Genomic DNA, 22,741 nt, shown 5'->3' with positions numbered 1-22,741 from the left:
GGCTGAGGGCTGTGCCCTAACGCCGCAGTGCGAGCGCGGTCCTCTCGATGTCGTCCGCACGATGAAGCGTTTTCAGCCAGGCAGCCGGAATGCCACCACGGCCGTAGAACGCCCCCGCCAGTTGCCCGGTGATGGCGGCGGTGGTGTCCGCATCGTTGCCCAGATTCGCCGCCGCCAGCACGGCGGCCGCGAAAGAATCTGTCTGGGCGAAGCACCAGGCCGCGGCCTCCAGCGATTCGACCGCGTAGCCCGAGCCCGTGATGTCAGAAACAGACTTGGACGTCCACGCGCCCGAGGCGATCAGGGCCACCGCGGTGGTCGGCCAAGGGCCGTCGACGGCGGCCAGCACCTCGTCCTTCGACCGGCCCTCCACCGCCCTCGACAGCCATGTGGCCAGCAGCCGGCAACAGGCCACCGCCTCGGGCGCGGCGTGGGTGGTGCGCGAGCTCTCCTCGGCGTAGCGAAGCTGATCGGCCAAGCCCGGGTGAAAGAAGAGCACCACCGGCGCCAGCCGCATCAGCGATCCATTGCCCGCCGATGCCGGGTGCGTCGACCCGGCGTACGGCTGGCCATCCTCCCGATAGCGGTTCAGCGCGGACTGCACCGTCGTGCCAATGTCGAAGCAGACGCCGGTCGAGCTCTGGTAGCCCCGCGTCCACCAGTTGAGGTAGCGGCCCATCTGGTCCGCCGCGTCGAAGCCGGCCTGGCTGATCAAGCTCTCGGCCAGGCACAAGGCCATCGAGGTGTCGTCGGTCCAGTAACCCGGCGGCAGGCCGAAGGGGCCGCCGCCCACCATGTCGGTGAGGGGTGCGAACGTGCCGCGCGGGCTGAATTCCACCGTGGTTCCGACCGCATCGCCGCAGGCCAGCCCCAACAAGCAGCCTGCGTAACGGTCGTCCAGCAAGAGGCTGTCAGACATTGATCCCCCGATCCAGCATGGACAACGCGTGGCGGAACTCGCGCCGCAGCCGATAGAGCTGGGCGGGGCGGTGGGCGCCCCCCGATGTCTGGGCGCCGGGAATGGCTTCGAGCATGCCCAGCTCATCCATCTTGCGCCGAAAACTCACTTTGTTGACCGGCTCGCCCAGCACCGCCTCGTACACCGCCTGCAGCCGTGGCAGGGTGAAGGCTTCGCCGCACAGGTACACCGGCAACGACGAGTACTGGCTCTTGCTGCGCACCCGCTGCACGGCCGCATCGACGATGCGCGCGTGGTCGAACGGCAGTGCCGGCAGTCTGGCCACCGGCCGCAACTGCCGTTCGGCCCCATCGACGGCGAGCAACTCAGCCGGCAGCAGCGCGCAGTAGGCGACCGACAAGCTCCAGCCCCGCGGATCACGCCCTGGGCCGGAGAAGGTCGCCAGTTGTTCGAGGTAGGGGCTGACAATGCCTGCCTTTTCTTTCAGCACCCGCGCGGCCGCATCCTCGGCACTCTGATCGGCCTCGGCATGCACATAGCCGCCCGGCAGTGCCAGCGCGCCGGCAAAGGGCTCGCGATCGCGCTTGAGCAGCAGCACGTGCAGCATGTCGTCCTGCAAGGTGAGCAGGGTCACGTCTACCGTGCAGATGATGGGGGTGGGTTCGACCATGGCAACCGTCCAGTTCGACTTCGGTCAGTATAGATACAAACAGATGCCTTGACGGAGATCGACCCGATCTTCCCCGTATTAGGAAGCCACTGACCGGACCCATTCATGTTAGTTGCGTCCGTGTACTAACTAGCGTATACTGACCTCACTGCGATACAAGGAGTTCACCATGAGCCGCCGCACCCAGTTGCTGATCATCGATCCCCAGAACGACTTCTGCGATCTGCCCGACAGCCACCGCCCGATCGACCCGCTGACGCAAGCCCGCATGGCACCCGCCCTGCCGGTCGTCGGCGCCCACGCCGACATGCTGCGCCTGGCCCACTTCGTCAACGCCGCTCGCGATGCGCTGGACGCCATCAGCATCACACTCGACTCTCACCACCGCATCGACATCGCCCACCCCGGCTTCTGGTGTCAAGCCGATGGCACGACCGTCAGCCCATTCACCACGATCACCGCCGCGCAGGTCCGCGCCGGCGCCTACCGCCCGCGCGATGCCACCGCCCTGCCCCGCGCGATGGCCTACCTCGATGAGCTCGACCGCCTCGGCCGCTACACGCTGATGGTCTGGCCGGTGCATTGCGAGATCGGCACCTGGGGCCACAACGTTCACGCCGACCTGAAGGCTGCGCTCGCCAGTTGGGAAGAGCAACGCCTGGCCGTGGTACAGACGGTGACCAAGGGTGAGAATCCGTGGACCGAACACTACAGCGCCATGCAAGCCGAAGTGCCAGACGCCGACGACCCCCACACCCAGCTCAACCAGGCGCTGATCGATCAGCTTGACCAAGCCGACCTGCTGTTGATTGGCGGCGAAGCCAGCAGCCACTGCGTGAAGGCCACCACCGAGCACATCGTGACCCACCTGCGCAGCGGGCGGATGGACAAGGTGGTCCTGCTCACCGATGCGATGAGCCCGGTGGGCGGTTTCGAGGCGCAGCACGAGGCCTTCTTCGCCGACATGCGCGCCCGCGGCGTGCGCCTGGCCCGCTGCGACGAAGCGCTCCAATGGCTGCGCACACCGGTCGCTGCCTGAACACCCTCCAAACGGCCCACGAGAAGCATCCCACCATGGCCCCCGTCATCCAGAGCCTGCTCGATACCGATCTCTACAAGTTCACGATGTGGCAGACGATGCTGCACCGGCATCCACAAACGCAGGCCGAGTACACCTTCGTGTGCCGCAACCAGCCGGCCTACCCGCTGGCCGACCTGCTGGCCGATGTGAACCGCGAGCTGGACCATCTCTGCCAGCTCAGCTTCAGTGAAGGCGATCTCGCCTACCTGGGCAGCCTGCGCTTCATCAAGCCTGACTTCGTCGATTTCCTGCGCATCTTCAGGTTCCAACGCGCCTTCATCGAAGCGCGCGCCGAGGGCGAGCGGCTCAGCATCGTGGCGCGCGGCCCCCAGGTGCATGTGATGGGCTTCGAGATTTACGTGTTGGCCCTGGTCAATGAGCTGTACTTCCGCCGGCTGACTGTCCCTGAGACCCTCGCCGAGGGCCAACGCCGCCTCGAAGCGAAGCTGGCCCTGCTGGAGGGCTCCGCCGCCGAGGCGCCGCGCCGCCACCCCTTCGAGTTCTTCGACTTCGGCCTGCGCCGCCGATTCTCTGGCGCTTGGCAGCGCGAGGTGGTGAGCACCTTCAAGCAACGGGTGCCCCAGTACTTCAAGGGCACATCGAATGTGCTGCTGGCGCGCGACCTTCAGCTGGTGCCCATCGGCACGATGGCGCACGAATACCTGCAGACCTACCAGGCGCTCGGCGTGCGCCTGCGCGACCACCAGAAGGCCGCCCTCGAAGACTGGGTGCAAGAGTACCGAGGCGACCTCGGCGTGGCACTCACGGACGTCGTGGGCATGGACGCCTTCCTCTCGGATTTCGACCTGTACTTCGCCAAGCTGTTCGATGGCCTGCGCCACGATTCCGGCGATCCATTCACCTGGGGTGAGAAGGCCCTGGCCCACTACGCCAAGCTTCGCATCGACGCCCACACCAAGCGCCTGGTGTTCTCCGATGGGCTGGACCTGCCCCGCGCAATGGCGCTGTATCGCCACTTCGCCGACCGAACCCAGCTGGGCTTCGGCATCGGCACCAACCTGAGCAACGACCTGGGCCTGACACCGCTGAACATCGTGATGAAGCTCACCCGTTGCAACGGCCAGCCGGTGGCCAAGCTCTCCGACAGCCCTGGCAAGACGCTGTGCGACGACCAGACCTTCCTGGCCTACCTGCGGCAAGTGTTCAACGTTCCCACCGAAAAGGCCGCGTGATGCTGACCTTCACCCTGGCCCAACTGAACTACACCGTCGGCGACATTGCCGGCAACGTGCAGAAGATGATTTCGGCGGCGCACCGCGCCCGCGACGAAGGCTCGTCGCTCGTCGTCTTCTCCGAGCTGTCGCTGACCGGCTACTACCCTTTCGACCTGCTCGATGAGCCGGATTTCCTGCAGCGCATCGACGACGGCCTGGCCGAGTTGTGCCGCGCCTCGCGCCAGTTGCCCCAACTGCATTGGGTGATCGGCGCGCCGCAGCGCCGCGAGGGCCCCGGCAAGCTGCTGCACAACGCCTTGCTGGTGCTGCATGCGGGCCAGGTGGTGCTGCGCTATGCCAAGCAGTTGCTGCCCACCTACAACATCTTCGACGAGCGCCGGCACTTCGAACCTGGCCCCGATGTGGCCAAGGTGCTGCGCATCGGCGACACCCAGGTCGGGCTGATGATCTGCGAAGACGGCTGGAACGACGAAGGCGCCGACTACGGCGTCAACCCGTTCGAGCGCATGCGCGATGCCGCGCCGGACCTGGTGGTCTCCATCAACGCCAGCCCGTCCAACATCGGCAAGCGCGAGCAGCGTCATCAGGTGTTTGGCGACGCCAGCCGCCGCCACGGCCTGCCCATCCTCTACGTGAACCAGATCGGCGGGCACGACCAGCTGGTGTATGACGGCGCCTCGTTCGCGGTCGAGCCGGCCGGTGGCGTGGTCTTCGAGGCCGATCGCTTCGTGGAAGACGTGCGCACCCTGCGTTTCGAGCAAGGCCGCTTCCTGACCCGCGAAGGCGACAGCCCGGCCTCGGTCAAGCGTGAGGGTCTGTCGACGATGGCCTTCTACCGGCAGCAGATCGTGCTGGGCTTGAAAGACTATGCCCGCCGTTGCGGTTTCAAGCAGGCGGTGGTGGGCTCGTCCGGCGGCATCGACAGCGCGCTCACGCTGGCGCTCGCCGCCGAAGCCCTGGGGCCCCACAACGTGATGGCGGTGACCATGCCGTCGCGGTTCTCGTCCGCCGGCTCGGTCGACGACTCGGTCAGCCTCTGCCGCAACCTCGGCATCGAGCTGACCACCCACCCGATTGCCGATCTGGTCGCAGGCTATGGCACCCAGTTCGAGAAGAGTTTCAGCCGCCCGCTGGCCGGCCTGCCGCTGGAGAACCTGCAGGCCCGTATCCGCGGCACGATCCTGATGGAGTACTCGAACGCCTTCGGACACCTGCTGCTGACCACCGGGAACAAATCGGAGATCTCGGTGGGCTACTGCACGTTGTATGGCGACACCAACGGCGGCCTGGGCCTGCTGGGCGATGTCTACAAGACGGAAGTCTTCGCGCTGTCGCGCCATGTGAACGAGGCCGCGGGGCGCGAGCTGATCCCGAACGCCATCATCGACAAGGAGCCGTCGGCCGAGCTGGCCCCCGGGCAGCGCGACACCGACAGCCTGCCGCCGTACCCGGTGCTCGACGAGATCCTGAAGATGCTGATCGAAGGCGACCGCTTGTCCGCCGCCGAGCACGCCGAGGCCAGCGCGTTCGTCGTGCGTCTGAAGGCGGCCGACGAGGGCCGTGCTCTCGTCGAGCGCATCCGCCAGATGATCGCGCGCAACGAGTACAAACGCCGCCAGGCGCCCCCCATCATCCGCGTGCGGGCACGTGCCTTTGGTACGGGCCGCCAGATGCCCATCGCCGCCAAGTACTGAACACCGCCCCACCCCACGCCTCCATGCGAACACCCCCTCCCGCTGTCGCCCCCGCCCTGCGCGCCGCCGTCTGCATCGGTCGTTTCCAGCCCTTCCATGCCGGCCACCTGGCCCTGCTGCACCGTGCCCTGGAGAAAGCGCCACGCTGTGTGGTGGTGCTGGGCTCGGCGTTTCAGGCCCGCTCACCGAAGAACCCGTTCACCTGGCAAGAGCGGGCCGAGATGATTCGCCTGAGCCTGCCCGAGGCCGACCAGCACCGCGTGCAGTTCCTGCCCCTGCGCGACTGGTACGACGAAGCGCGCTGGACCATCGCCGTGCGCGAGGGCGTCGAAGGCCTCTGCCCCGCCACCCCCGGCGCCGGCGACATCGCGCTGGTGGGCCACTTCAAGGACGCGACCAGCAACTACCTGCGCAACTTCCCCGGCTGGCGCATGGTGAGCGTCGAGCGCCTGCACCCGGCCGATGCCACATCACTGCGCGATGCCTATTTCGGATCGACCCGTGCCGACATGCCCGGCACGCTGGCCGCGCTGGTGAACCAGGTCTCGCCGGCCGTGAAGGCCTTTCTGCAAGGCTGGTGCGCGCTGCCGGCGTTCGACAACCTGCGCCAAGAGTGGGAGATGCTCAAAGGCTATCGGGCGGCCTGGGCCACGGCGCCGTACCCACCGGTGTTCGTCACCGTCGATGCGTTGCTGCGCTGTGCAGGCCACGTGCTGCTGGTGCGGCGTGGGCAGGCGCCCGGCAAGGGCCTGTTCGCCATGCCGGGTGGTTTCATCGAACAGCGCGAGACGGCCTACCAGTCGGCCCTGCGCGAGCTGCACGAAGAGACCAGCCTGAACCTGCTGCCCGAGACCATGCGGCAGTCGCTGCGCGCCGTGATGGCCTTCGACCATCCGGACCGCAGCCAACGCGGCCGCACCATCACCCACGCCCACTTCTTCGACCTGGGCGAGCGCGATCTGCCCGAAGTGCGCGCCGGCGACGATGCGGCCAGCGTGCAATGGGTGCCGGTCTCCCAGCTCGCCGCGCTGGAGGACCAGTTCATGGACGACCACTTCCACATCCTCGACCATTTCCTCGGGCTCACCGCCTGACGAACCCGCGGCCGCTCAAGGCCGCAGCGACCACCCGATCGGCAAGGGACGCTGGGTATCCACCGCCCAGAAGCGCCCGTGGTCGTCGAACAGCATCACATGGCCCGCCTGCACCCGGCAGCGCGGCCGGCTCGCGGCGGGCCACGACACCTCGGCATGCTGATCGCGCGTGACCATCGCGATCAGCTTCCAGTGCACCAACGAACCCGCCTCGATGCCCACCACCAGCCAGCCAGACGCGGCACGGGCGTGCAGCCGGCGCACCTCGGACAACGGTATGCCCACCAGCGACAGGCTGGCCGCCAGGGCCCCGTTCTTGCGATGCCGCAGCACGGCCTGGCCGGCCTCGTCGGCCTCGCACCACAGATCGATCACGCCACCGGCGGGGTTCAAGATGCGCAGGCACTCGTCCGCCGGCATCGGGCCCATCACGTCGCCACGTGAGAGCAGGCGACGACGCGGCAACTGGTACGACCACAACTCGACGGCGCCATCTCCGTTCACGAGGGCGACCTGCTCCAGATCGGATTGCACGGTGAGGCCCAACGCCGTGCCGGGAAGGTCACTCACCTGCCACAGCACTTCTTGCAAGGAGTGCTGGGTATCCAGCACCCGCAACCGGGTGCCCGCCAACACCGTCCACGCCACCCCATCGAATTCGGTCGCCACATGGCCGAGATCGGCCACGCCGAGATCGATGGCGCGGCGGCTCGTCAGCTCCAGCCGCGTCACGCGCCAGAGTCGATCGCGTGGTGCCATCACCAGCGCCACGCGCCGGCTGTCGGCGATGACGATGCGATAGGCCGGCACCGCGAATCGGGCGACCCACCGGCCTCGTCGGTCGACCACCGCGGCACCGGACTCGCCGAGTGCCACCAGGCAGCAGCCATCATCGAGCAACGCCGCATCGTGAATGCCCAGCGCGCCGGCCTCCGGCGGCTGCCCTGCCAGGAGCTCGCCACGCGACGCGAGCGGCTTGATCTGCGGCGACACCAACTGGGCCAGCGGCGCATCGGCATCGAAACATGCATCGCCCGCCCGCGACAGCATGCGCTCCAGGTCCGAGCGGGAGAGCGTGAGCTGGCCCGCCGCATGGTCGGCCAACAGCCCCGGGTTGATGAGCCGCGCCAACCGAGCCGCCGCCTCGGGCCAGGTCTTCATCGCCAGCAGGCTCTGCGCCATGGCGTGGCGCTCGACGTGAAGCTCGGGATCGTCGCGCAGCGCCTGCAGCCGCTCGGCGTCGTGCTTCAGCGTGTCGGGCCACAGCACGGCCCGCTTGACGAGCGCCGCAGCCCCCAACCCGCCGCCGGCCGCTTCGGCGCTCAACAGCCAATCCGCCGCCTGCGTGTGCAGCGCGGGGATCGGCCAGATCACCTCCACCGCCTGCAGCCAGTCGCCCTGGGCCGCCAGGTGGCGAGCCCATTCCTCGCGCAGGCGCGCGGCCGCATCAGGCCAGCGCTTCTCCAGCAGCACCACCGCGTCGGCAAAGGCGCGATCGCGCCGCGCCACGGCCAGCGCCTTTCGCCAGTCACCTGCCAGCGCGTGCAGCCGCACAATCACGGCGGGCGGCGAATCCCAGGCCAAAGAGAGCTCGGCAGCCTGGGCGAACCGCTGATGCTTTTCAAGGTAGTCCAGGGCCTCGGTGCGCGATTCCAGCAGCTCGGCCAACACGAACACCGCCTCGTCGATGCGCCCCTCACGGTCCAGCCGCTCGAAGCTCTGGCGGTACAGGCGCCGCAGGTAGTTGGTCGCGTCCAGGCCAGGGTCGATGGAAGGCCCCGCCGTGCGGCCGCGCGACAGCGACAGGTCTTGCCGCGGCGTGGGCGCACCAAAGGCCTGGCCCAGGCTGTCACCATCGCCCCCCAGCGGGATCGCGTGTCGCAGGGCCTCTTCAAGGCGACCCGACTCGAACAGCTCCATGGTCTTGCGCAGATAGGCCGCCTGCCGTCGCCCCATGAATCGGGCGAGCTGGGTCGTCACCGCCCAGCGCGCCAGCCAATCGCGCCAGCGCTGTGGCGGGCTGGGGGGACGCCGGCTCGGTAGGTCACCGGCACCGCCATCAGACGCGCCCGCGGGCCCCTTCCCCGGCCGCGATGCGGCGCCACTGCCGGCGCCACTGCCGGCATCGCCGCGAGCATCAGTGCCGGCGGCAGCACCTGCTGGCGCCGATCCACCCGCCCCGCGAGCAGCGGCCGCGACTGCCCGCGCAGGCCAACCGAGAAGCCATGTCCAGCCGCGCCGCAACCAGCGGGCCACGGCCAGCACCGATGCCAGGATGACCAGCACCACGCACAAGGCCATCAGCAGCACCAGCCACGCATGGCCCACCTCCACCCCGCTCAATCCACGGCCGATGATGTAGAGCACCAGGCCCAACAGAAAGACGGCGCGGGCCAGCCGCAGCAGATCGCGAACCCGGTTGCGCCCGTCCGGCGGGGCGGGCTCCTGCGCACGGGGCCGCTGCAACCGCCGGGCCGCCTCGGCCGAGGGGGCGGCCCGCGCCGCACGCTCTGACATGGCTTTGAGGAAGTCGCGCTGTTCATCGCTGGGCGGCGCGATCTTGCCGTTCAGCACATCGCGCAGTTCGCGCGCGTCGGCCGGCACCAGCTCAACCACGGGCGCCACCACCGCGCTGCAGTCGTAGGTGTCGAGCAAGGCGTAGGCCTCCACCGCCAGCCAGCGAGACGGGTTGATCGGGTTGCCCTGGCTGAGGCTCCATCCCCGCGCCTGGCCGCCTTCGACCAGCCAGAAGTCCGCCGTCGGTGCCGCCGCCAACTCAGCCGCCGACAACGGCGCGGAGCTGAGCCCTCGCCCCTGCCGGCACAGCGGCCAGCCCCCCAGCTCATCGCACGACATCGCGATCGGTTCGGGAAACCGCAGCAGATCACCTTCGGCAAAGCGCGTGAGACTCGCCCCTGCGCGCCATTGCTGCAACACCCGCCGTGCCCGCTCGGCCTCGGGGTACCACCCGGCAGGAAACCAGATGGCGGCCACCGGCACGGTGCCTTGCCACAAAGGATGCCGAACTGAGGTGGCGCTCAGCGAGGTGGCGCTCAGCGAGGATTCCGTCAGCGAAAAGTCGTGGTCAGCCATGGGCATCCCCCGCCCGCTGCACCTCGCCGGTGGCCTGCACGGTCAGCACCATGCCTTCCACCTGAGAAGACCACACATGCAGCGTGCGCTCGCTGGTGAGCATGGCCACCACGCCACTGCAGGGGCAGACCGACACTCGCTCGATGGGGGCGACCGATTCCCACAACAGGGTCTGCTCCGACGGCGATTGCATCCAGAGCTGCCGGCGCTGGTGCGACAGCACGACCAGCCCGTAGCCCGACGTGCGCTGCCGCTTCACCAGGCCCACCGCCCGCTGGCCCCGCGCCAGCGCCGCCGACCACGCATCCTCCGAGGTCGTCGGCGATTCGTAGATCCGCCAGCTCTCGGCGCCGTCGGAGGCCGACATGCGCAGAGCGAGGCCGCCACTGGCAATGGCCCAGCGCCCTGCGGCCGCCAGGAAGGCCCTGGCGTCATCCGCACCCGGGTCGGGCGCCAGGTTCACGACGCTCTGGAAGGCGGCGCGGCGGTGCCTGCCGGCGAAGCGAAGCCAGACGCGGCCGGCATGACGGCAGACATAGACGATGCGCAGTCCCTCGACGGTGGCCATGGCCAGCACGGCGGTGTCCAGCACCTCCGGTGGGGCCGGGCTCGGCGCCGTCGCCTGTGGAACCTGGTCGGACCACAACACCAGGCGCCCAGCCGCATCGATCACATAGGCGCCCACCTGCTGGCCCTCGCGCGCCCAGCGCATGGGCAGCAAGGTTCCACGGCCCGGAGGCGATTCAAACTGCTCGCGAGGCGGCTTGTCTCGCAGCCCCATGCCGGCGATCTGCCAGAACTGAAGGCTCTCGGGCCCGTTCAGGACGGCACCGAAGACCTTGCCGGAAAACGCCGCCGCCAGGGGATGCAGGCCCTTGGACCAGTTCTGGCGCCGGGGCGTGTGACGCGCGGCGTGGACCGCCGCTGTCAACTGAAAAACCATCACGCCACGTTCGTCCAGCAACGGCACCGCCACACGGTAGCCCTGCTCCGCGATGATCGGCGCAAAGCGCAGCGACAGCTTGTCAGACGTGACCGCCCGCGGCCCGGGATGGGCGATCTCGTGGGTGAAGCGGCCCTTCAGCAACATCGCACCGGCATGGGCCAGCGGCAAGCTCAGTTGCTGCGTCCGCAGCGAGGCACCCGAGCGCCAGAGCACCTCCAACGCCTCGCCCACCAGATCGCGGCGGATCTGCACCGCGTGCGTCGGGGCCCGGCCACCCGGCGTTGCCCCGGCCTGCGGGTGGTGGCCCACCCACCAGCACTCACCGGCGCGCACCGCCTGTTGATCCAGCCATTGCGTCCACCGTGGCCATTGATCGGCCGCAGCGGGCTCGAAGCAGCGGGCCGTCAGAAACCGGCGCAGATCGTCGACCGACTCGGCACCGTGCCACTCGCCCGGGCGCTGCAGCGATCCCCAGCGCAGTTGCCCCCCCGCCTCCTGGGCACGACGCGCCAGCAGTATCCACAGGGCCATCTGGGCCAGGCGCGGTGCACCCAATTGCCACGGGCCGGTGTCAAAGAGCGCCAGCACCAAGGGGTCGGCCCTCTGGGCCCGGGGCCGGGGTGCGAGAAAGAGGTGCTCGGCGCTGGCGGCGCGACGCAGGAACTCGTCGGGGATCTCGCTGGCCAGCAACCACTCGCTGGGCAACAGCCGCTCATAGGAGCCGCGACGTTGCAGATCGCCCAGGCCGTCCGGCTCGTGCGGGGGGCCTTGGCGCTGGCCCGACAGGCGGCCGAGCATCGGATGCATGCGGATCAGCAGCGGCCCGATCTGCGCCACCAGCTCCGGCGAGAACCAGCTCAACCAGCTCGCCCACGCTTGCAGCGGGGCCGGCAAGGGCATGGAGCTCATGGGGCCTCCACCGACGCACCTGAGCGATGCGCCTGGATGCGCGCCAGCATCGGGCCCGAAGCGGGCAGCATCCGATCGAGCGGCACCACGGCCGCCGGATCCGGCCACAACAGCAAAGGCCGGCGCCGATGCCGCTGGTGCATCGCATGGGCCAGCAGGTCGAGTGGCACGTCGGGCACCCACAGCGTGGGCAGCCACAGCGCCGGGTCGGCGTCGCAAGGCGCCGCGTAGGCCACGCCCGGGCTCCAGGGCAGCGCCTCGGGCCGATCGGCGGCAACGACCAGCGCGGAGCCGCAAGCCGTGGCCTGCAACGGTGCCAGCGCTGCATCGTCCATCTCCATCAGCCGGTGCAGCAGGCCATCGGCCGCTGCGTGCCACGCCACCACGGCCAGCGGGGCCGGCGGGGCCTCGCTGCGCTGCCAGGCCCAACCGATCGTCGCCGTCACGCTCACGTGCGAACGACGATCAACGCAGCCAGTTGATCGCGCAGCGGCCCGAGCCCATCAGGCATCGTCTCGGCGGAGAAGTTGGCATCGATCTCGCGCAACAGCGATTCGGCGCGGGCGGCGCGGTCGCCGTGGATGGTGGCCAGGCACGACTGCGCGGCTTCGATCAGGCGGGTGGCCCGGGACAGGGGCTGCAGCGTGGCCTGCTCAACCGCACTCAACAGGTTCGGGTGATGCGCCTGCGCCAGCAGATCGCGCAGCACATCGCGGGCGCTGTTTTGCGATTCGCGCGTGGGCAGCACATAGAGCAAGGGCCAGAGATCGGCCCGCGTCGCTTGCCGTCTTCCAGCCAGCACCGAAGCGGCAGCGATCAATCGCTGCGCCTTCACGATTCGGCGGTCCGACAGCTGGATGCCCGCCTGGCGCAATTGCCGTATCGCCTGGGCCAACTCAGGCCGGGCGAGGCCCAGATCGACGGTGGGTACCGCTTGGCTCAGCACATCCAGGTGCGACATGCCAGCTTGCGGCTCGACCACAGACCGGTCGGATTGCCAGCCCCCTGCCAGCATGGCCTCCAATTGGTGATCGGGCACCGGTTCGATGAACAAGTGCAGCAGGAACCGGTCTGCGAAGGCCGACAGGGCCTCATCGTCCGGCAGCGCGTTGGCCGCGCCGACACACACGCGCAAGGGGCAGTGGATCTGGGTGTGGCCGCGCCGGAAGCGGCGCTCGTTCAGCACGCCCAACAGCGTGTTCAGGATGGCGGTGGAGCCGAGGAAGACTTCATCCAGGAATGCCACTTCGGCTTCCGGCAGCATGCCCGTCACATCGGTTTCCACCGTGCCTTCGCGCAGCTTCTTCAGATCGACCGGGCCGAAGAGTTCCGAGGGCTCGGTGAAACGGCCCAGCAGGTATTCGAAGTAGCGGCCCCCCATGGCCTGGGCCACACGGCGGACCACGGCGCTCTTGGCCGTCCCGGGCGGCCCGATGACCAGCAGGTGCTCCTGCGCCACGGCGCTCAACACGATCAGCTCGGCCAGTTGATCACGCCCCACCAAACCCGCGGTGGCGGCACGGATACCGGCGCGAACATGCCCGGCGGAATCGATCAGGGAATGGGACATCACAGAACCAGGAATGGCCGGGCGAAAAGAGACAGAGTCTGCCAGAGGGCCCGTGGCCCGTCGGTGAAAAAAGGCGCAGCCCGGCTGGGCTGCGCCTTGGGGGCCTGCGCCACCCAGGGCGGCATCAGGCCGTGGACTCCAGGGTGCCGATGGGCGCCGTGGCGTGGTGATGCAGGTGCATCGAGAACTGGGCCCTGCCCGAAGACAGTGCGCGCAGGCTGCCGATGTAGCCGAACATCTCCTTCAGTGGCACGTGAGCCTCGACCACCGCGGCGTTGCCGCGCTGACCTTGGCCGCGAACCTGGCCGCGCCGACGGTGCAGGTCGCCGATCACATCGCCCAGATGATCGGGCGGCGTGATCACCTCGACCGCCATCACCGGCTCCAGCACCTCGGGGCCTGCCGCCGCCACCGCCTCTCGCAAGGCGGCAGCTGCTGCCAGCTCAAAGGCCATCGTCGACGAATCGCGCTCGTGGTGGCTGCCATCCAGCACGGTCGCCGCGAAGTCGACCAGCGGATAGCCCGCCACGATGCCCGCCAGCGCGGCGCGCCGGATGCCCGCTTCGATCGCCGGGATGAACTCGCGCGGTATCGCGCCACCCACCACCTGGCTTTCGAAACGGAAGCCTTCGCCCCGTGCCAACGGCTCGATGCGCAGATGCACATCGGCAAACTGGCCGGGACCGCCAGACTGCTTCTTGTGCACATGCCGCACCTCGGCCACGCCGGTGATGGTTTCGCGGTAGGCCACTTGCGGGCGCCCCACCACCACATCCACCGCATGCCGCGACCGCAGGTTCTCGACCGCCACCTCCAGTTGCAGCTCACCCATGCCGGAGAGGATCGTCTGCCCCGAATCGGCATCGTGCCGAACATGCAGGCTCGGATCCTCACGCAGCAAGGCCTGCAAGGCCTTCGACAGGCCTTGGCTGTCCGCCTGACGGCGGGGCTCGATCGCCACGTCGATCACGGGTTCGGGAACAACGATCTCCTCCAGATGAACCGGATGGCTCCGGTCGCACAAGGTGTGACCGGTGAGCGTGTCCTTCAAACCCACGACCGCAGCGATGTCGCCGGCCAGCAACTCGTCGCGCTCGAGGTGGTCATCCGCATGCACTTCGTACACGCGCGTGATGCGCTCGCTGCGGCCGGTATTGGCGTTGAACACCTGATCGCCACGCCGGAGCCGCCCGCGGTAGACCCGAACAAACGTGCGCGCACCATGGCCGTCGACGACGAGCTTGAACGCCAAGGCGGCGAAGGGGCCGTTCGGGTCCGCTTCGGGCTGGCCTTCATAGCCGCGCGCTTCGCCCGGCATCGGCAGGTAGTCGACCACGGCATCGAGCAGGGGCTCGACACCGCGGTTGCGGTAGGCCGAGCCCGCCAGCACCGGAACGAACGCGCCTCGCAGCGTGCCCGCACGGATGCAGCTCTTGAGCAAGTCCACCGGCACGTCGTCGCCGTTCAAGAACGCAGCCATCGCCCCATCGTCCATCTCGACCACGGCTTCCAGCAGGCGCGCCCGCAGTGCCTCGGCACGGTCACGCAGAGCGTCTGGCACGGTGTCTTCGCGCACCGGCGCCTTGGCATCGTCACGATCCCATATCAGGGCCCGCATCGACACCAGATCGACCACGCCACGGAAACCGTCTTCTTCACCCATGGGCAACTGCAGCGGAAGCGCGCGAACACCCAGGCGGTCCGACATCATCGCGACCACGCGAAGGAAATCGGCGCCGGTGCGATCGAGCTTGTTCACGAAAGCGATCCGTGGCACCCGGTATTCGTCGGCCAGGCGCCAGTTCGTCTCCGTCTGAGGCTCGACGCCCGCGACACCGTCGAACACGACGACGGCACCGTCGAGCACGCGCAGCGATCGCTTGACCTCGATGTTGAAGTCGATGTGACCCGGCGTGTCGATGAGGTTGATCTGCGTGCCTTTCCAGTGCACGGTGATCGCGGCGCTGTTGATGGTGATGCCGCGCTTGCGCTCTTGCGGGTCATAGTCCATGCGGGTGTTGCCGTCGTGGACTTCACCCATGCGGTGGCTCTCGCCCGTGTAGAACAGGATGCGCTCGGTGGTCGTGGTCTTGCCGGCGTCCACGTGAGCGATGACGCCGATGTTGCGCAGGTTTCTGAGAGGGGATGTCATGACGATCTTTCTGTTCGGCGGCACCCCGTTGAGTTCGGTGTGCGCCGCCGCCGGTAGGCTGGATGCCAGCCCCGGCGGAGATCGCCCGGGCTAGCGTGGAAGAGGGGTTGGGCTGCCGAAGCGCGCACGCGCAAGCAAGCTCTCGCTTCGGCGAGCGCGAATCGTGGCGATCAGCTTGTCGTAGGTGCGCATGGTGAAAGACCTTGGAAAAACAAAACCCCGGGAGGTGTGGACCTGCCGGGGTTCGGTGATGAAAACTCCGGAAGGTGCTGACCTTCCGAACGCAGTCGAAAGGCGTATCAGGTGGCGAAAGTCGCCTTGATGGCTGCGGTGTTCTTCATGATGGACGTGATTGTCGCTTCGGTGGAATACGCCCGCAAGAGGCAGGGCCTTGGCGCGGCGCCGGTTGTGGGGCCGATGTCACGCCGCTCGCAACTCGGCCCTCACCTGCATCAGCGCGAAGCCCAGCAGATTCAGGCCACGCCATTGAGACGGATCGCGTGCTCGATCATGGCTGGCGGACAGGCCAATGCCCCAGATGGTGTCAAAGGGGCTGGCTTCCACCAGCACCTGATCACCCGTTCGCAACAGGTACTCGGCCATCGCGGGATGCTGGGCGAACTTGGCTCGGTTGGCGCGAACGACGATGTCGAATCGATGCGCCTGCCACGTCGCCTCGTCAAAGCCCCGCACCTGTCGCCCCACGGCTTTCGCGGCGCCTGGATCGACCGCGGCCAGCACACGCGCGAGCGCCGCGGCGTCATCGAACAAGCGGGCCTTGCCGGCCATCATGAAGTGCTCAGCCGTGAGGTATCGATCGCCTTCCACGATGAAGGGCGCTGGAAACCATTGGCTGAAGCAACTGGCGGACACCTGCCCATCGGCTCGTGCACGATGTCCCCAGAAGAGCAGGTAGTCGAATTCGCTGCCTCCTTGGATTCGTTCCAACAGGTCACCCACATGCTTCGGTGGATGCGCGGTATTCATGTTCCCTCCACGGGGACGGGATCGCCCCCTTCAAACTCGACATAGGTATGGTCTTCGCCGGCCAGTTCTTCGCTGATGATCGCCCGAATGGTGGCCCAGTCACCACCCGCGAGACCCGCACCGATCTTGGGATAGCCGATGCGCAGCCCGCTGAACTGCCGACGCACCGTCTGCATGACCAGGCGTATCGCGTCGTAGTCGGCTTTCACCCCGGCACCGGCCCAATGGAATTGCGTATAGCCGTTCACGATCGTGATGGCGTGACCGTTTCGATGCACGGTGGCCGTGCTGATCGTTCCAAGCTTCGCTCGGTCGCCAGGCTTGGTGGCTGAATCAGCCATCTGCGCCTCCGGAAATACTCGCCTGATCGTCAGCGCGATGCCGCGCGCCATTCGGCACTGACAGTTGCAGCCCTGAACGATGACGTCGAAATGTCCTTGCAAAGCCATCTCGATCAAATCCCCTTGAACGACATTCACGAACTAACCCCATCGAATCGGTGGAGGATCTGAATCGTGCCAACGATGTGGTCATTGAGCTCTTCAAGCTCATCGGCGGGTACCCACCACTCGGTATGGTGCTTCGATCCAACCTGCTGAACGGGGTAGCGATCCATGAAGCTCTGCTCCACTTCGAAGCGCGTCACGTAACCTCGACCACTGGCCTTCACGTTCCAGTCACGCGCGATCTCGATGGCATAGGCTTCGTTGGTCACCGGATAGAAAATGGGCTGATCGGGCAGCCGTGCTGGCCATCGCTTGAATCCGCTGGCCTCGACCAACGCCAGCTCCTTCGGTCCAGTCGGCCGGTACAGGGTCACCAACGGGCTCAGGTACGCTGGCGGCACCGCGTCCGTCAGCCAGACCCCGTTCGCCGAACGGTAGAAGACATGGCCATCGGCGTGCATGCGGGCGGCGTCGACCTTCAGCAGCACCGATTCGCCGCGGCGGGCGCCCACCGCCGTGGCGGTCAAGGCGCTTTCGCTCAGGTGCACGTGATGACGGGCCCGCTTGGCCAGGCCCTGCTCCAGGATCGATGCGAGAAAGCGCCGGGTGGTGCCGTGCAGCAGCACCGCCGGTGGCTCGAGGGGCGGCAACCCCAGGTCCACCGGCACCGAGTGGCCTTGGTTCGCGCGGATGCGGTGGCCGTCGTCGCTGAAGGCAAATCGCTGCTTGTCGCTGCTGCGGACGATCTCGTCCAATGCCTCTCGGCTCAGCGCATGGCCAGCGTCGGCGAGCTTGGCCAGCAGCTCGTCCACCGGGGTCCAGCCGGCGTCGTCAAGCGTCAGGCCGATCAAGGCCGGTTGGTGGCGCAACACCAGGCTGAGGAACTTGCTGGTCGTCGCCTGTTGGCGGCCGTTGTTCCGGGTATGTGTGGGCTTCATGGGTTCTCCCTCCTTCAATTGTTTTAAGGTCCGACACTTTGCCTCTTATAAGTTGTCCTGAGCAACTTTATTAAAGTTGGACAATACAACTCATAATGCCGCCCGTCAAGCCTTCTGTCGATCGGGCGCTTCCACCGCCCGCTTCGGCCCGGACTGAATTCGCCACCACCGCCCGCCATGACGAAGACCCAGGCCTCTCGATCACCCTCGCCACCTCCCTTCCCGCTGCCCTACACGACGGTGGACATCGTGATCTTCACGGTCCGCGATTCGGTGCTGGAGGTATTGCTGGTCAAGCGCCCCGCCGATTCGCGGGAGCCGTTCCCCAGCCGCTGGGCGCTCCCGGGCGGCTTCGTCAACATCGACCTGGACCTGGACCTGCTCGCCTGCGCTCGCCGAAAGCTGCAGGAAAAGACCGGCGTGGTCAGCCCGTACCTGGAACAACTCGGCAGTTGGGGCGGCCGTGATCGAGACCCACGCGGTTGGTCTGCCACGCACGTCTATTTCGCCCTGATTCCCAGCGATGAGCTCGAACTGCGCCACGGGGCCAATGCCGCGGATGTGTCTTGGATGGCCGTGGACCGGGCTTTGAAGACGCGGCTGGCGTTCGATCACAGCGATTTGCTGGCGGCTGCCGTCGAACGATTGCGCAGCAAGGTGGAATACACCTCGCTGCCGGCGTTTCTGCTGCGCGAACCCTTCACCCTGCCCCAACTGCAGCATGTGTACGAGGTGGTGCTGGGCCGTCCGGTGGACAAGAGCGGCTTTCGCACGCGCATGCTCGCGGCCGGCTTTCTGGCCGAAGCGGGCCACGTGGAGGGCACCTCGAACCGGCCCGCCATGGGCTACCGCCTGATCAGCCGCGACGCGGCGGTTGTCTTTCCGCGCACCTTCAGCCCGCGGGGCTGAGGTGGGGCCGGCAGCGGCCCTGCCGCGGGGGCGAATCCGCATCCCCGGGCCCTTGAATGCGGCAAGATGCCCGGATGACCGCGCCATGCCCCTGCGGCCGCCTCGGCCCCGACAAAAAACCCCTGCCCTACGCCCGCTGCTGCCAACCCTGGCATGAGGGGCCCTCACGCGGGCAAGCCCCCGACGCCGAAGCGCTCATGCGCTCGCGGTACAGCGCCTTTGTGATGGACCTGATCGACTACCTGCAGGACACCTGGCACGCCAGCACCCGGCCCGAGAGCCTGGCGCCGAACGAGCCAGGGCTGAAGTGGCTCGGGCTGGAGGTTCGCCGCCATCAACAACAAGACACTGACCATGCCACCGTTGAATTCGTGGCCCGCAGCAAACTGGGCGGGCGAGCGTTTCGCCTGCACGAAACCAGCCGGTTCCTGAGAGACCCCGCCACCGGCCGGTGGGCCTATCTCGACGGCGACCTGCACTCCTGACGAGAAGGGACACCTCATGCTGATCTTCGCCAACCCGCACCACGCCCAGCACGAAGGCCGCCAAGAGATGTTTCGCGGCCGCCTGGTGCCGTGCCACGAAACGCCCTCCCGGCTGGAACACGTGATGGCCGAACTGGCCCGACGACCGGTGGGCCCGGTGCAGGATCCACCGCCTGTCGAGCGGGCAGTGCTGGAGCGGGTCCACGCGCCGCGGTATCTCGATTTCCTTCGCACGGCCTGGGAAGAGTGGGTGGCGCTGGATCCGGCCAACGCTGCGCTGGACGCACTCCCCTCCACCTGGCCCGTGCGCGGGTTCAGGCACGACATCGAGCCGAGCAACTTCGCCGCTCGCATGGGCCTGTATTCGTACGACGCGGGCACCCCACTGACGGCGGGCACCTGGGTGGCCGCTGAAGCGGGCGCCGCCTGCGCGCTGGCGGCAGCCCAGGCCGTGAGCGGCAGCCGGGGAACCCGCTCCGCCACCGCATTGACCCGCCCACCCGGCCACCACGCCGGCTTCGATTTCTTCGGGGGCTACTGCTTCTTGAACAATGCCGCGCTGGCAGCTCAGGCGCTGCGCGATGCCGGCGCCGGCCGCGTGGCGGTGCTGGACGTGGACTACCACCACGGCAACGGCACCCAGAGCCTGTTCTATGGCCGGCCGGATGTGCTCACCGTATCGATCCACGGTGATCCGCGCACCGAGTACCCGTTCTTCCTCGGCCACGCCGATGAGCGTGGCAAAGGCGAAGGCCTGGGCTTCAACCTGAATCTGCCACTGCCCGCCGGCACCGGCTTTGGTGAATGGCGCGCCGCCCTGCAATTCGCCCTGCAACAGGTGCGCGAGTTCGCGCCCGAAGCGCTGGTGGTGGCGCTCGGTGTGGACACGTACGAAGGCGACCCCATTTCGCGCTTCCGCCTCGCCAGTGACGATTACTTTCAACTTGGCCGAGATCTGGCATCGGCGAACTTGCCCACCGTGTTCACGCTGGAAGGCGGCTATGCGGTGGCCGCGATGGGCGTGAACGTGGTCAACGTGCTCGAAGGCTTCGAGGGGCGTTGACGAGGCGTGTACCACGGCCAGGCGTAAAAAAGCCCGGCAGTGCCGGGCTCAGACTCGGGGCGGGCGCGCCGATCAGGCAACGAACTCCTGCCGGACCTTGGGCGACATCAGGCGGCGGATCACCCAGGCCAGCAGACCGCAGGCCACCAGGGTGACGACGCCGGACAGTACCTTGGCCGCGGTGGCGAACCCACCGAAGACGCCCACCGCCGCCACCGGCAGCGGCGTGTCGCGCAGCGTGGCGTCGACGAGCGACTTCACGAACTCATGCTGCAGCCACAAGCTGGCCAGATTGGCGGCAATCGCCACCACCACCAGGCCGATGAAGGCGCGCCGGGCCCATTCGTAGCGCATCAGCAGGCCGACCGCGGCCACCAGCAACGCCACCGCCAGGATCAAGCCTGCCCCGGTGACCCACGGCAGATAACCCAGCATCAAGCCGCTGACCAGCGGCATCGGCTCGGCCTGCACCGCCGCATCGAGCGCGGGCGCCCAAGAGGCCAGCGAGGCTTGCTGAATGGCGCCAAACGCGCACGCCACCGCGGCCAACACAATGGCGGCCCACGCAGTGAGGGTGACGAAAAGCGAGCGGTATCCGAGGTAGTAGGTCTGGGGCATGGCAGTCTCCAGTGCGAGCGCATCATGGCGATTGCACGTGTCGCTCATTTTTCAGCGCGCAACCAGACGTGTCATTCCCCCTAAAGTGGGCCCTCCCTAGGACAAAGGGTGAAAGCGACGCCACGCGTCGCAGCCGCCCCACATCGAGTGTGACCAGCTTCGCAGAACTGCAACTTGTGTATCGCGACGAGGACCTGCTGGTCATCCACAAGCCCGCAGGCTTGCTCGTGCATCGCACGACGCTGGACGCCCACGAGACTGACACCGTGCTCGATCGGCTGCGTGCGCAACTGGGCCCTGGTACGCCGCCGGGGCTGGCGCCGGCGCATCGGTTGGACAAGGGAACTTCGGGCTTGTTGGTGCTGGCCTGCCACGCGGACGCTGCGCGAGCCTTGGGCGCTGCCTTCGATGCAGGCGCGGTGGCCAAGCGCTACCTCGCCCTGGTGCGAGGGTGGCCCGCCGAACAAATGGACCTGGACCACCCCCTGGCCAGAGACCCGGAGCAGCCCAGCACCGGCCAGCTGCAACTGCCGGCGAGAACCCTGTTCCAACGCCTGGCCCGCGTGGAGTGGCCTTTCGCCGTGGGCACCCAGCACCCCACCAGCCGCTATGCCCTGGTCGAAGCCAGACCGCTGACGGGTCGGCGGCACCAGATCAGGCGGCACCTGAAGCATCTGGCACACCCCATCGTGGGTGATTCAACCCATGGCAAGGGGCCCCACAACCGCGCGGTAGCCGCCTGGCTGGGCGTGAACCGGCTGTGGTTGCATGCCATCGAGCTTCGCCTGCCCCACCCGGCCGACGGCCGGCTGCTGCACTTCGCCGCCCCGCCTGGCAAAGAGTGGACGGCCTTGCGCGCTCGAGGCGCGTGGGTGGACGACGAGGGCGCCCACGCCGCCGTCCCCGCACTCGATTGAGGCCCTGGCGCCACCGACAGGCCGGGCGCCACCCAAACACCCATGCCAGCGCCGCGAGGCGGCACCATCGACAATCGCCGGCCCTTGTCGCCTTCCGTGCCGCCGCGACGGCAGCACGCCGCTCCATGTCCGCAGGCCTGCTCGCTGCCGCCCTTTCCTACGCCCTCTGGGGGCTGTTTCCGCTGTACTTCCACCAGGTGGCCCAGGTGCCCGCCCTCGAGATCGTGGTGCACCGCTCGGTCTGGTCGATGGTGTTCGTGCTGGGCTTGCTCACCGTGTTGCGGCGCTGGGCCTGGGTGGCCGAGGTCGTCAAGCGGCCGCGAACGCTCGCCGTCTTTGGCGCCAGCGCCCTGCTGCTCTCGACCAATTGGCTGATCTACGTCTGGGCGGTGAACAACGCGCGCGTCATGGAGGCCAGCCTGGGCTATTTCATCAACCCGCTGGTCAACGTGGCGCTCGGCATGCTCTTTCTGCACGAAAAGCTGCGGCCGGCGCAGCGCTGGGCCCTGGCGGTGGCCGGCGCCGGTGTGGCCTGGCTGACCTGGAGCGCCGGCGTGCCGCCGTGGATCGCGCTGGCCCTGGCCTTCAGCTTCGGGGTGTACGGGCTGCTGCGCAAGACGGCACCGCTGGGCGCCTTGGAAGGGCTGGCCTTGGAAACCGCCCTGCTCGCCCCGTTGGCACTGCCGGCATTGATCTGGCTCAGCGCCCACGGCGGCGCGCTGGTGGGTGCCAGCCCGTCCACCTGGGCATGGCTGCTGTTCGCGGGCCCGCTCACCGCCGTGCCGCTGCTGCTGTTTGCCCACGGCGCGCGGCGGGTGACGATGGCCACGCTGGGCCTGCTGCAGTACCTGGCTCCGACGATTCAGTTTGCACTGGCCGTCTGGGTGTTCCATGAGCCGCTTCGGCCGGAGCGGCTCGTGGGCTTCGTGCTGATCTGGATCGCCCTGGCGCTCTACAGCGCCGAGTCGCTCTGGCGCATGCGGCAACAGGCCAGCTCCGGCGCAGCGGCCGGATAAGCCGCCAGCCCCGCCCACGGCTACCGCTACGGCTACGG

Annotated in this window: 20 protein-coding genes; 9 read left to right on the top strand and 11 right to left on the bottom strand. The window is 67.9% G+C overall.

Features of this window, described 5'->3' with window-relative positions; genetic code table 11:
• Positions 1 to 16: 16 nt before the first annotated feature.
• Together AACH06_RS01895 and AACH06_RS01890 are read right to left on the bottom strand one after the other, a co-directional pair.
• The gene (locus tag AACH06_RS01895) at positions 17 to 919 is read right to left on the bottom strand and encodes an ADP-ribosylglycohydrolase family protein (protein ID WP_341423897.1); all 903 of its coding nucleotides are present in this window, start codon (positions 917 to 919) and stop codon (positions 17 to 19) included.
• Positions 912 to 1,589 (bottom strand): NUDIX hydrolase, encoded by a 678-nt coding sequence (locus AACH06_RS01890; RefSeq protein ID WP_341423896.1) that lies wholly within the window; start codon positions 1,587 to 1,589, stop codon positions 912 to 914. The genes AACH06_RS01895 and AACH06_RS01890 overlap by 8 nt, the downstream gene beginning before the upstream one ends.
• 169 nt (positions 1,590 to 1,758) lie before the next feature.
• Here AACH06_RS01890 and AACH06_RS01885 point away from each other — a divergent pair, with 169 nt between their 5' ends.
• The 4 genes from AACH06_RS01885 to AACH06_RS01870 are packed head-to-tail and all read left to right on the top strand — an operon-like array spanning position 1,759 to position 6,654.
• Complete coding sequence (locus AACH06_RS01885; RefSeq protein WP_341423895.1) at positions 1,759 to 2,628, top strand: cysteine hydrolase family protein; 870 nt, start codon at positions 1,759 to 1,761, stop codon at positions 2,626 to 2,628.
• A gap of 35 nt (positions 2,629 to 2,663) precedes the next feature.
• Positions 2,664 to 3,863, top strand: a complete 1,200-nt coding sequence (gene pncB, locus AACH06_RS01880; protein WP_341423894.1) for a nicotinate phosphoribosyltransferase — start codon at positions 2,664 to 2,666, stop codon at positions 3,861 to 3,863.
• Entirely contained in the window at positions 3,863 to 5,560 is a 1,698-nt protein-coding gene (locus AACH06_RS01875) for an NAD+ synthase (protein WP_341423893.1), read from the top strand. Before pncB ends, AACH06_RS01875 begins: the two co-directional genes overlap by 1 nt.
• A gap of 23 nt (positions 5,561 to 5,583) precedes the next feature.
• Positions 5,584 to 6,654, top strand: coding sequence for a bifunctional nicotinamide-nucleotide adenylyltransferase/Nudix hydroxylase (locus AACH06_RS01870; protein ID WP_341423892.1), 1,071 nt, complete (start codon positions 5,584 to 5,586; stop codon positions 6,652 to 6,654).
• Positions 6,655 to 6,669: 15 nt separating this feature from the next.
• On the opposite strand, the gene AACH06_RS01865 is transcribed toward AACH06_RS01870, so the two are convergent.
• The 8 genes from AACH06_RS01865 to AACH06_RS01830 all read right to left on the bottom strand — a co-directional run bounded on the left by AACH06_RS01865 (position 6,670) and on the right by AACH06_RS01830 (position 17,695).
• Positions 6,670 to 9,747 (bottom strand): bpX6 domain-containing protein, encoded by a 3,078-nt coding sequence (locus AACH06_RS01865; RefSeq protein ID WP_341423891.1) that lies wholly within the window; start codon positions 9,745 to 9,747, stop codon positions 6,670 to 6,672.
• Positions 9,740 to 11,602 carry a hypothetical protein gene (locus AACH06_RS01860; RefSeq protein WP_341423890.1) on the bottom strand — a complete coding sequence of 621 codons (1,863 nt, stop codon included), beginning with the start codon at positions 11,600 to 11,602 and terminating at the stop codon, positions 9,740 to 9,742. The genes AACH06_RS01865 and AACH06_RS01860 overlap by 8 nt, the downstream gene beginning before the upstream one ends.
• Positions 11,599 to 12,048 (bottom strand): bpX5 domain-containing protein, encoded by a 450-nt coding sequence (locus AACH06_RS01855; protein ID WP_341423889.1) that lies wholly within the window; start codon positions 12,046 to 12,048, stop codon positions 11,599 to 11,601. Before AACH06_RS01855 ends, AACH06_RS01860 begins: the two co-directional genes overlap by 4 nt.
• A 2-nt stretch (positions 12,049 to 12,050) precedes the next feature.
• Positions 12,051 to 13,172: an AAA family ATPase gene (locus AACH06_RS01850; RefSeq protein ID WP_341423888.1), complete on the bottom strand. Its 1,122-nt coding sequence runs from the start codon at positions 13,170 to 13,172 to the stop codon at positions 12,051 to 12,053.
• A gap of 124 nt (positions 13,173 to 13,296) precedes the next feature.
• Positions 13,297 to 15,324 carry an elongation factor G gene (gene fusA / locus AACH06_RS01845; protein ID WP_341423887.1) on the bottom strand — a complete coding sequence of 676 codons (2,028 nt, stop codon included), beginning with the start codon at positions 15,322 to 15,324 and terminating at the stop codon, positions 13,297 to 13,299.
• 420 nt (positions 15,325 to 15,744) lie between these two features.
• Positions 15,745 to 16,311, bottom strand: a complete 567-nt coding sequence (locus tag AACH06_RS01840; protein WP_341423885.1) for an NADAR family protein — start codon at positions 16,309 to 16,311, stop codon at positions 15,745 to 15,747.
• Complete coding sequence (locus AACH06_RS01835) at positions 16,308 to 16,790, bottom strand: macro domain-containing protein (RefSeq protein ID WP_341423884.1); 483 nt, start codon at positions 16,788 to 16,790, stop codon at positions 16,308 to 16,310. The genes AACH06_RS01840 and AACH06_RS01835 overlap by 4 nt, the downstream gene beginning before the upstream one ends.
• Entirely contained in the window at positions 16,787 to 17,695 is a 909-nt protein-coding gene (locus tag AACH06_RS01830) for an RNA 2'-phosphotransferase (protein ID WP_341423883.1), read from the bottom strand. Before AACH06_RS01830 ends, AACH06_RS01835 begins: the two co-directional genes overlap by 4 nt.
• Before the next feature lie 177 nt (positions 17,696 to 17,872).
• On the opposite strand from AACH06_RS01830, the gene AACH06_RS01825 reads away from it, so the two are divergent.
• From AACH06_RS01825 to AACH06_RS01815, 3 genes are all read left to right on the top strand, one after another.
• Entirely contained in the window at positions 17,873 to 18,604 is a 732-nt protein-coding gene (locus AACH06_RS01825; RefSeq protein ID WP_341423882.1) for an NUDIX hydrolase, read from the top strand.
• Positions 18,605 to 18,678: 74 nt separating this feature from the next.
• On the top strand, positions 18,679 to 19,089 hold the full coding sequence (locus tag AACH06_RS01820; protein ID WP_341423881.1) for a YchJ family protein: 411 nt from the start codon (positions 18,679 to 18,681) through the stop codon (positions 19,087 to 19,089).
• A gap of 16 nt (positions 19,090 to 19,105) precedes the next feature.
• Positions 19,106 to 20,152, top strand: coding sequence for a histone deacetylase family protein (locus AACH06_RS01815; RefSeq protein WP_341423880.1), 1,047 nt, complete (start codon positions 19,106 to 19,108; stop codon positions 20,150 to 20,152).
• A gap of 72 nt (positions 20,153 to 20,224) precedes the next feature.
• Here AACH06_RS01815 and AACH06_RS01810 read toward each other — a convergent pair whose 3' ends face one another.
• The gene (locus AACH06_RS01810; RefSeq protein ID WP_341423878.1) at positions 20,225 to 20,770 is read right to left on the bottom strand and encodes a hypothetical protein; all 546 of its coding nucleotides are present in this window, start codon (positions 20,768 to 20,770) and stop codon (positions 20,225 to 20,227) included.
• A gap of 149 nt (positions 20,771 to 20,919) precedes the next feature.
• Here AACH06_RS01810 and AACH06_RS01805 point away from each other — a divergent pair, with 149 nt between their 5' ends.
• Positions 20,920 to 21,687 carry a pseudouridine synthase gene (locus tag AACH06_RS01805; protein WP_341423877.1) on the top strand — a complete coding sequence of 256 codons (768 nt, stop codon included), beginning with the start codon at positions 20,920 to 20,922 and terminating at the stop codon, positions 21,685 to 21,687.
• A 125-nt stretch (positions 21,688 to 21,812) separates the two neighbouring features.
• Positions 21,813 to 22,703: an EamA family transporter RarD gene (rarD, locus tag AACH06_RS01800; RefSeq protein WP_341423876.1), complete on the top strand. Its 891-nt coding sequence runs from the start codon at positions 21,813 to 21,815 to the stop codon at positions 22,701 to 22,703.
• Positions 22,704 to 22,741: the final 38 nt, after the last annotated feature.

The organism is Ideonella lacteola (assembly GCF_038066555.1).
GTDB classification, from domain to species: domain Bacteria; phylum Pseudomonadota; class Gammaproteobacteria; order Burkholderiales; family Burkholderiaceae_C; genus Ideonella; species Ideonella lacteola.
This window is presented reverse-complemented; position numbering and strand designations above follow the sequence as displayed.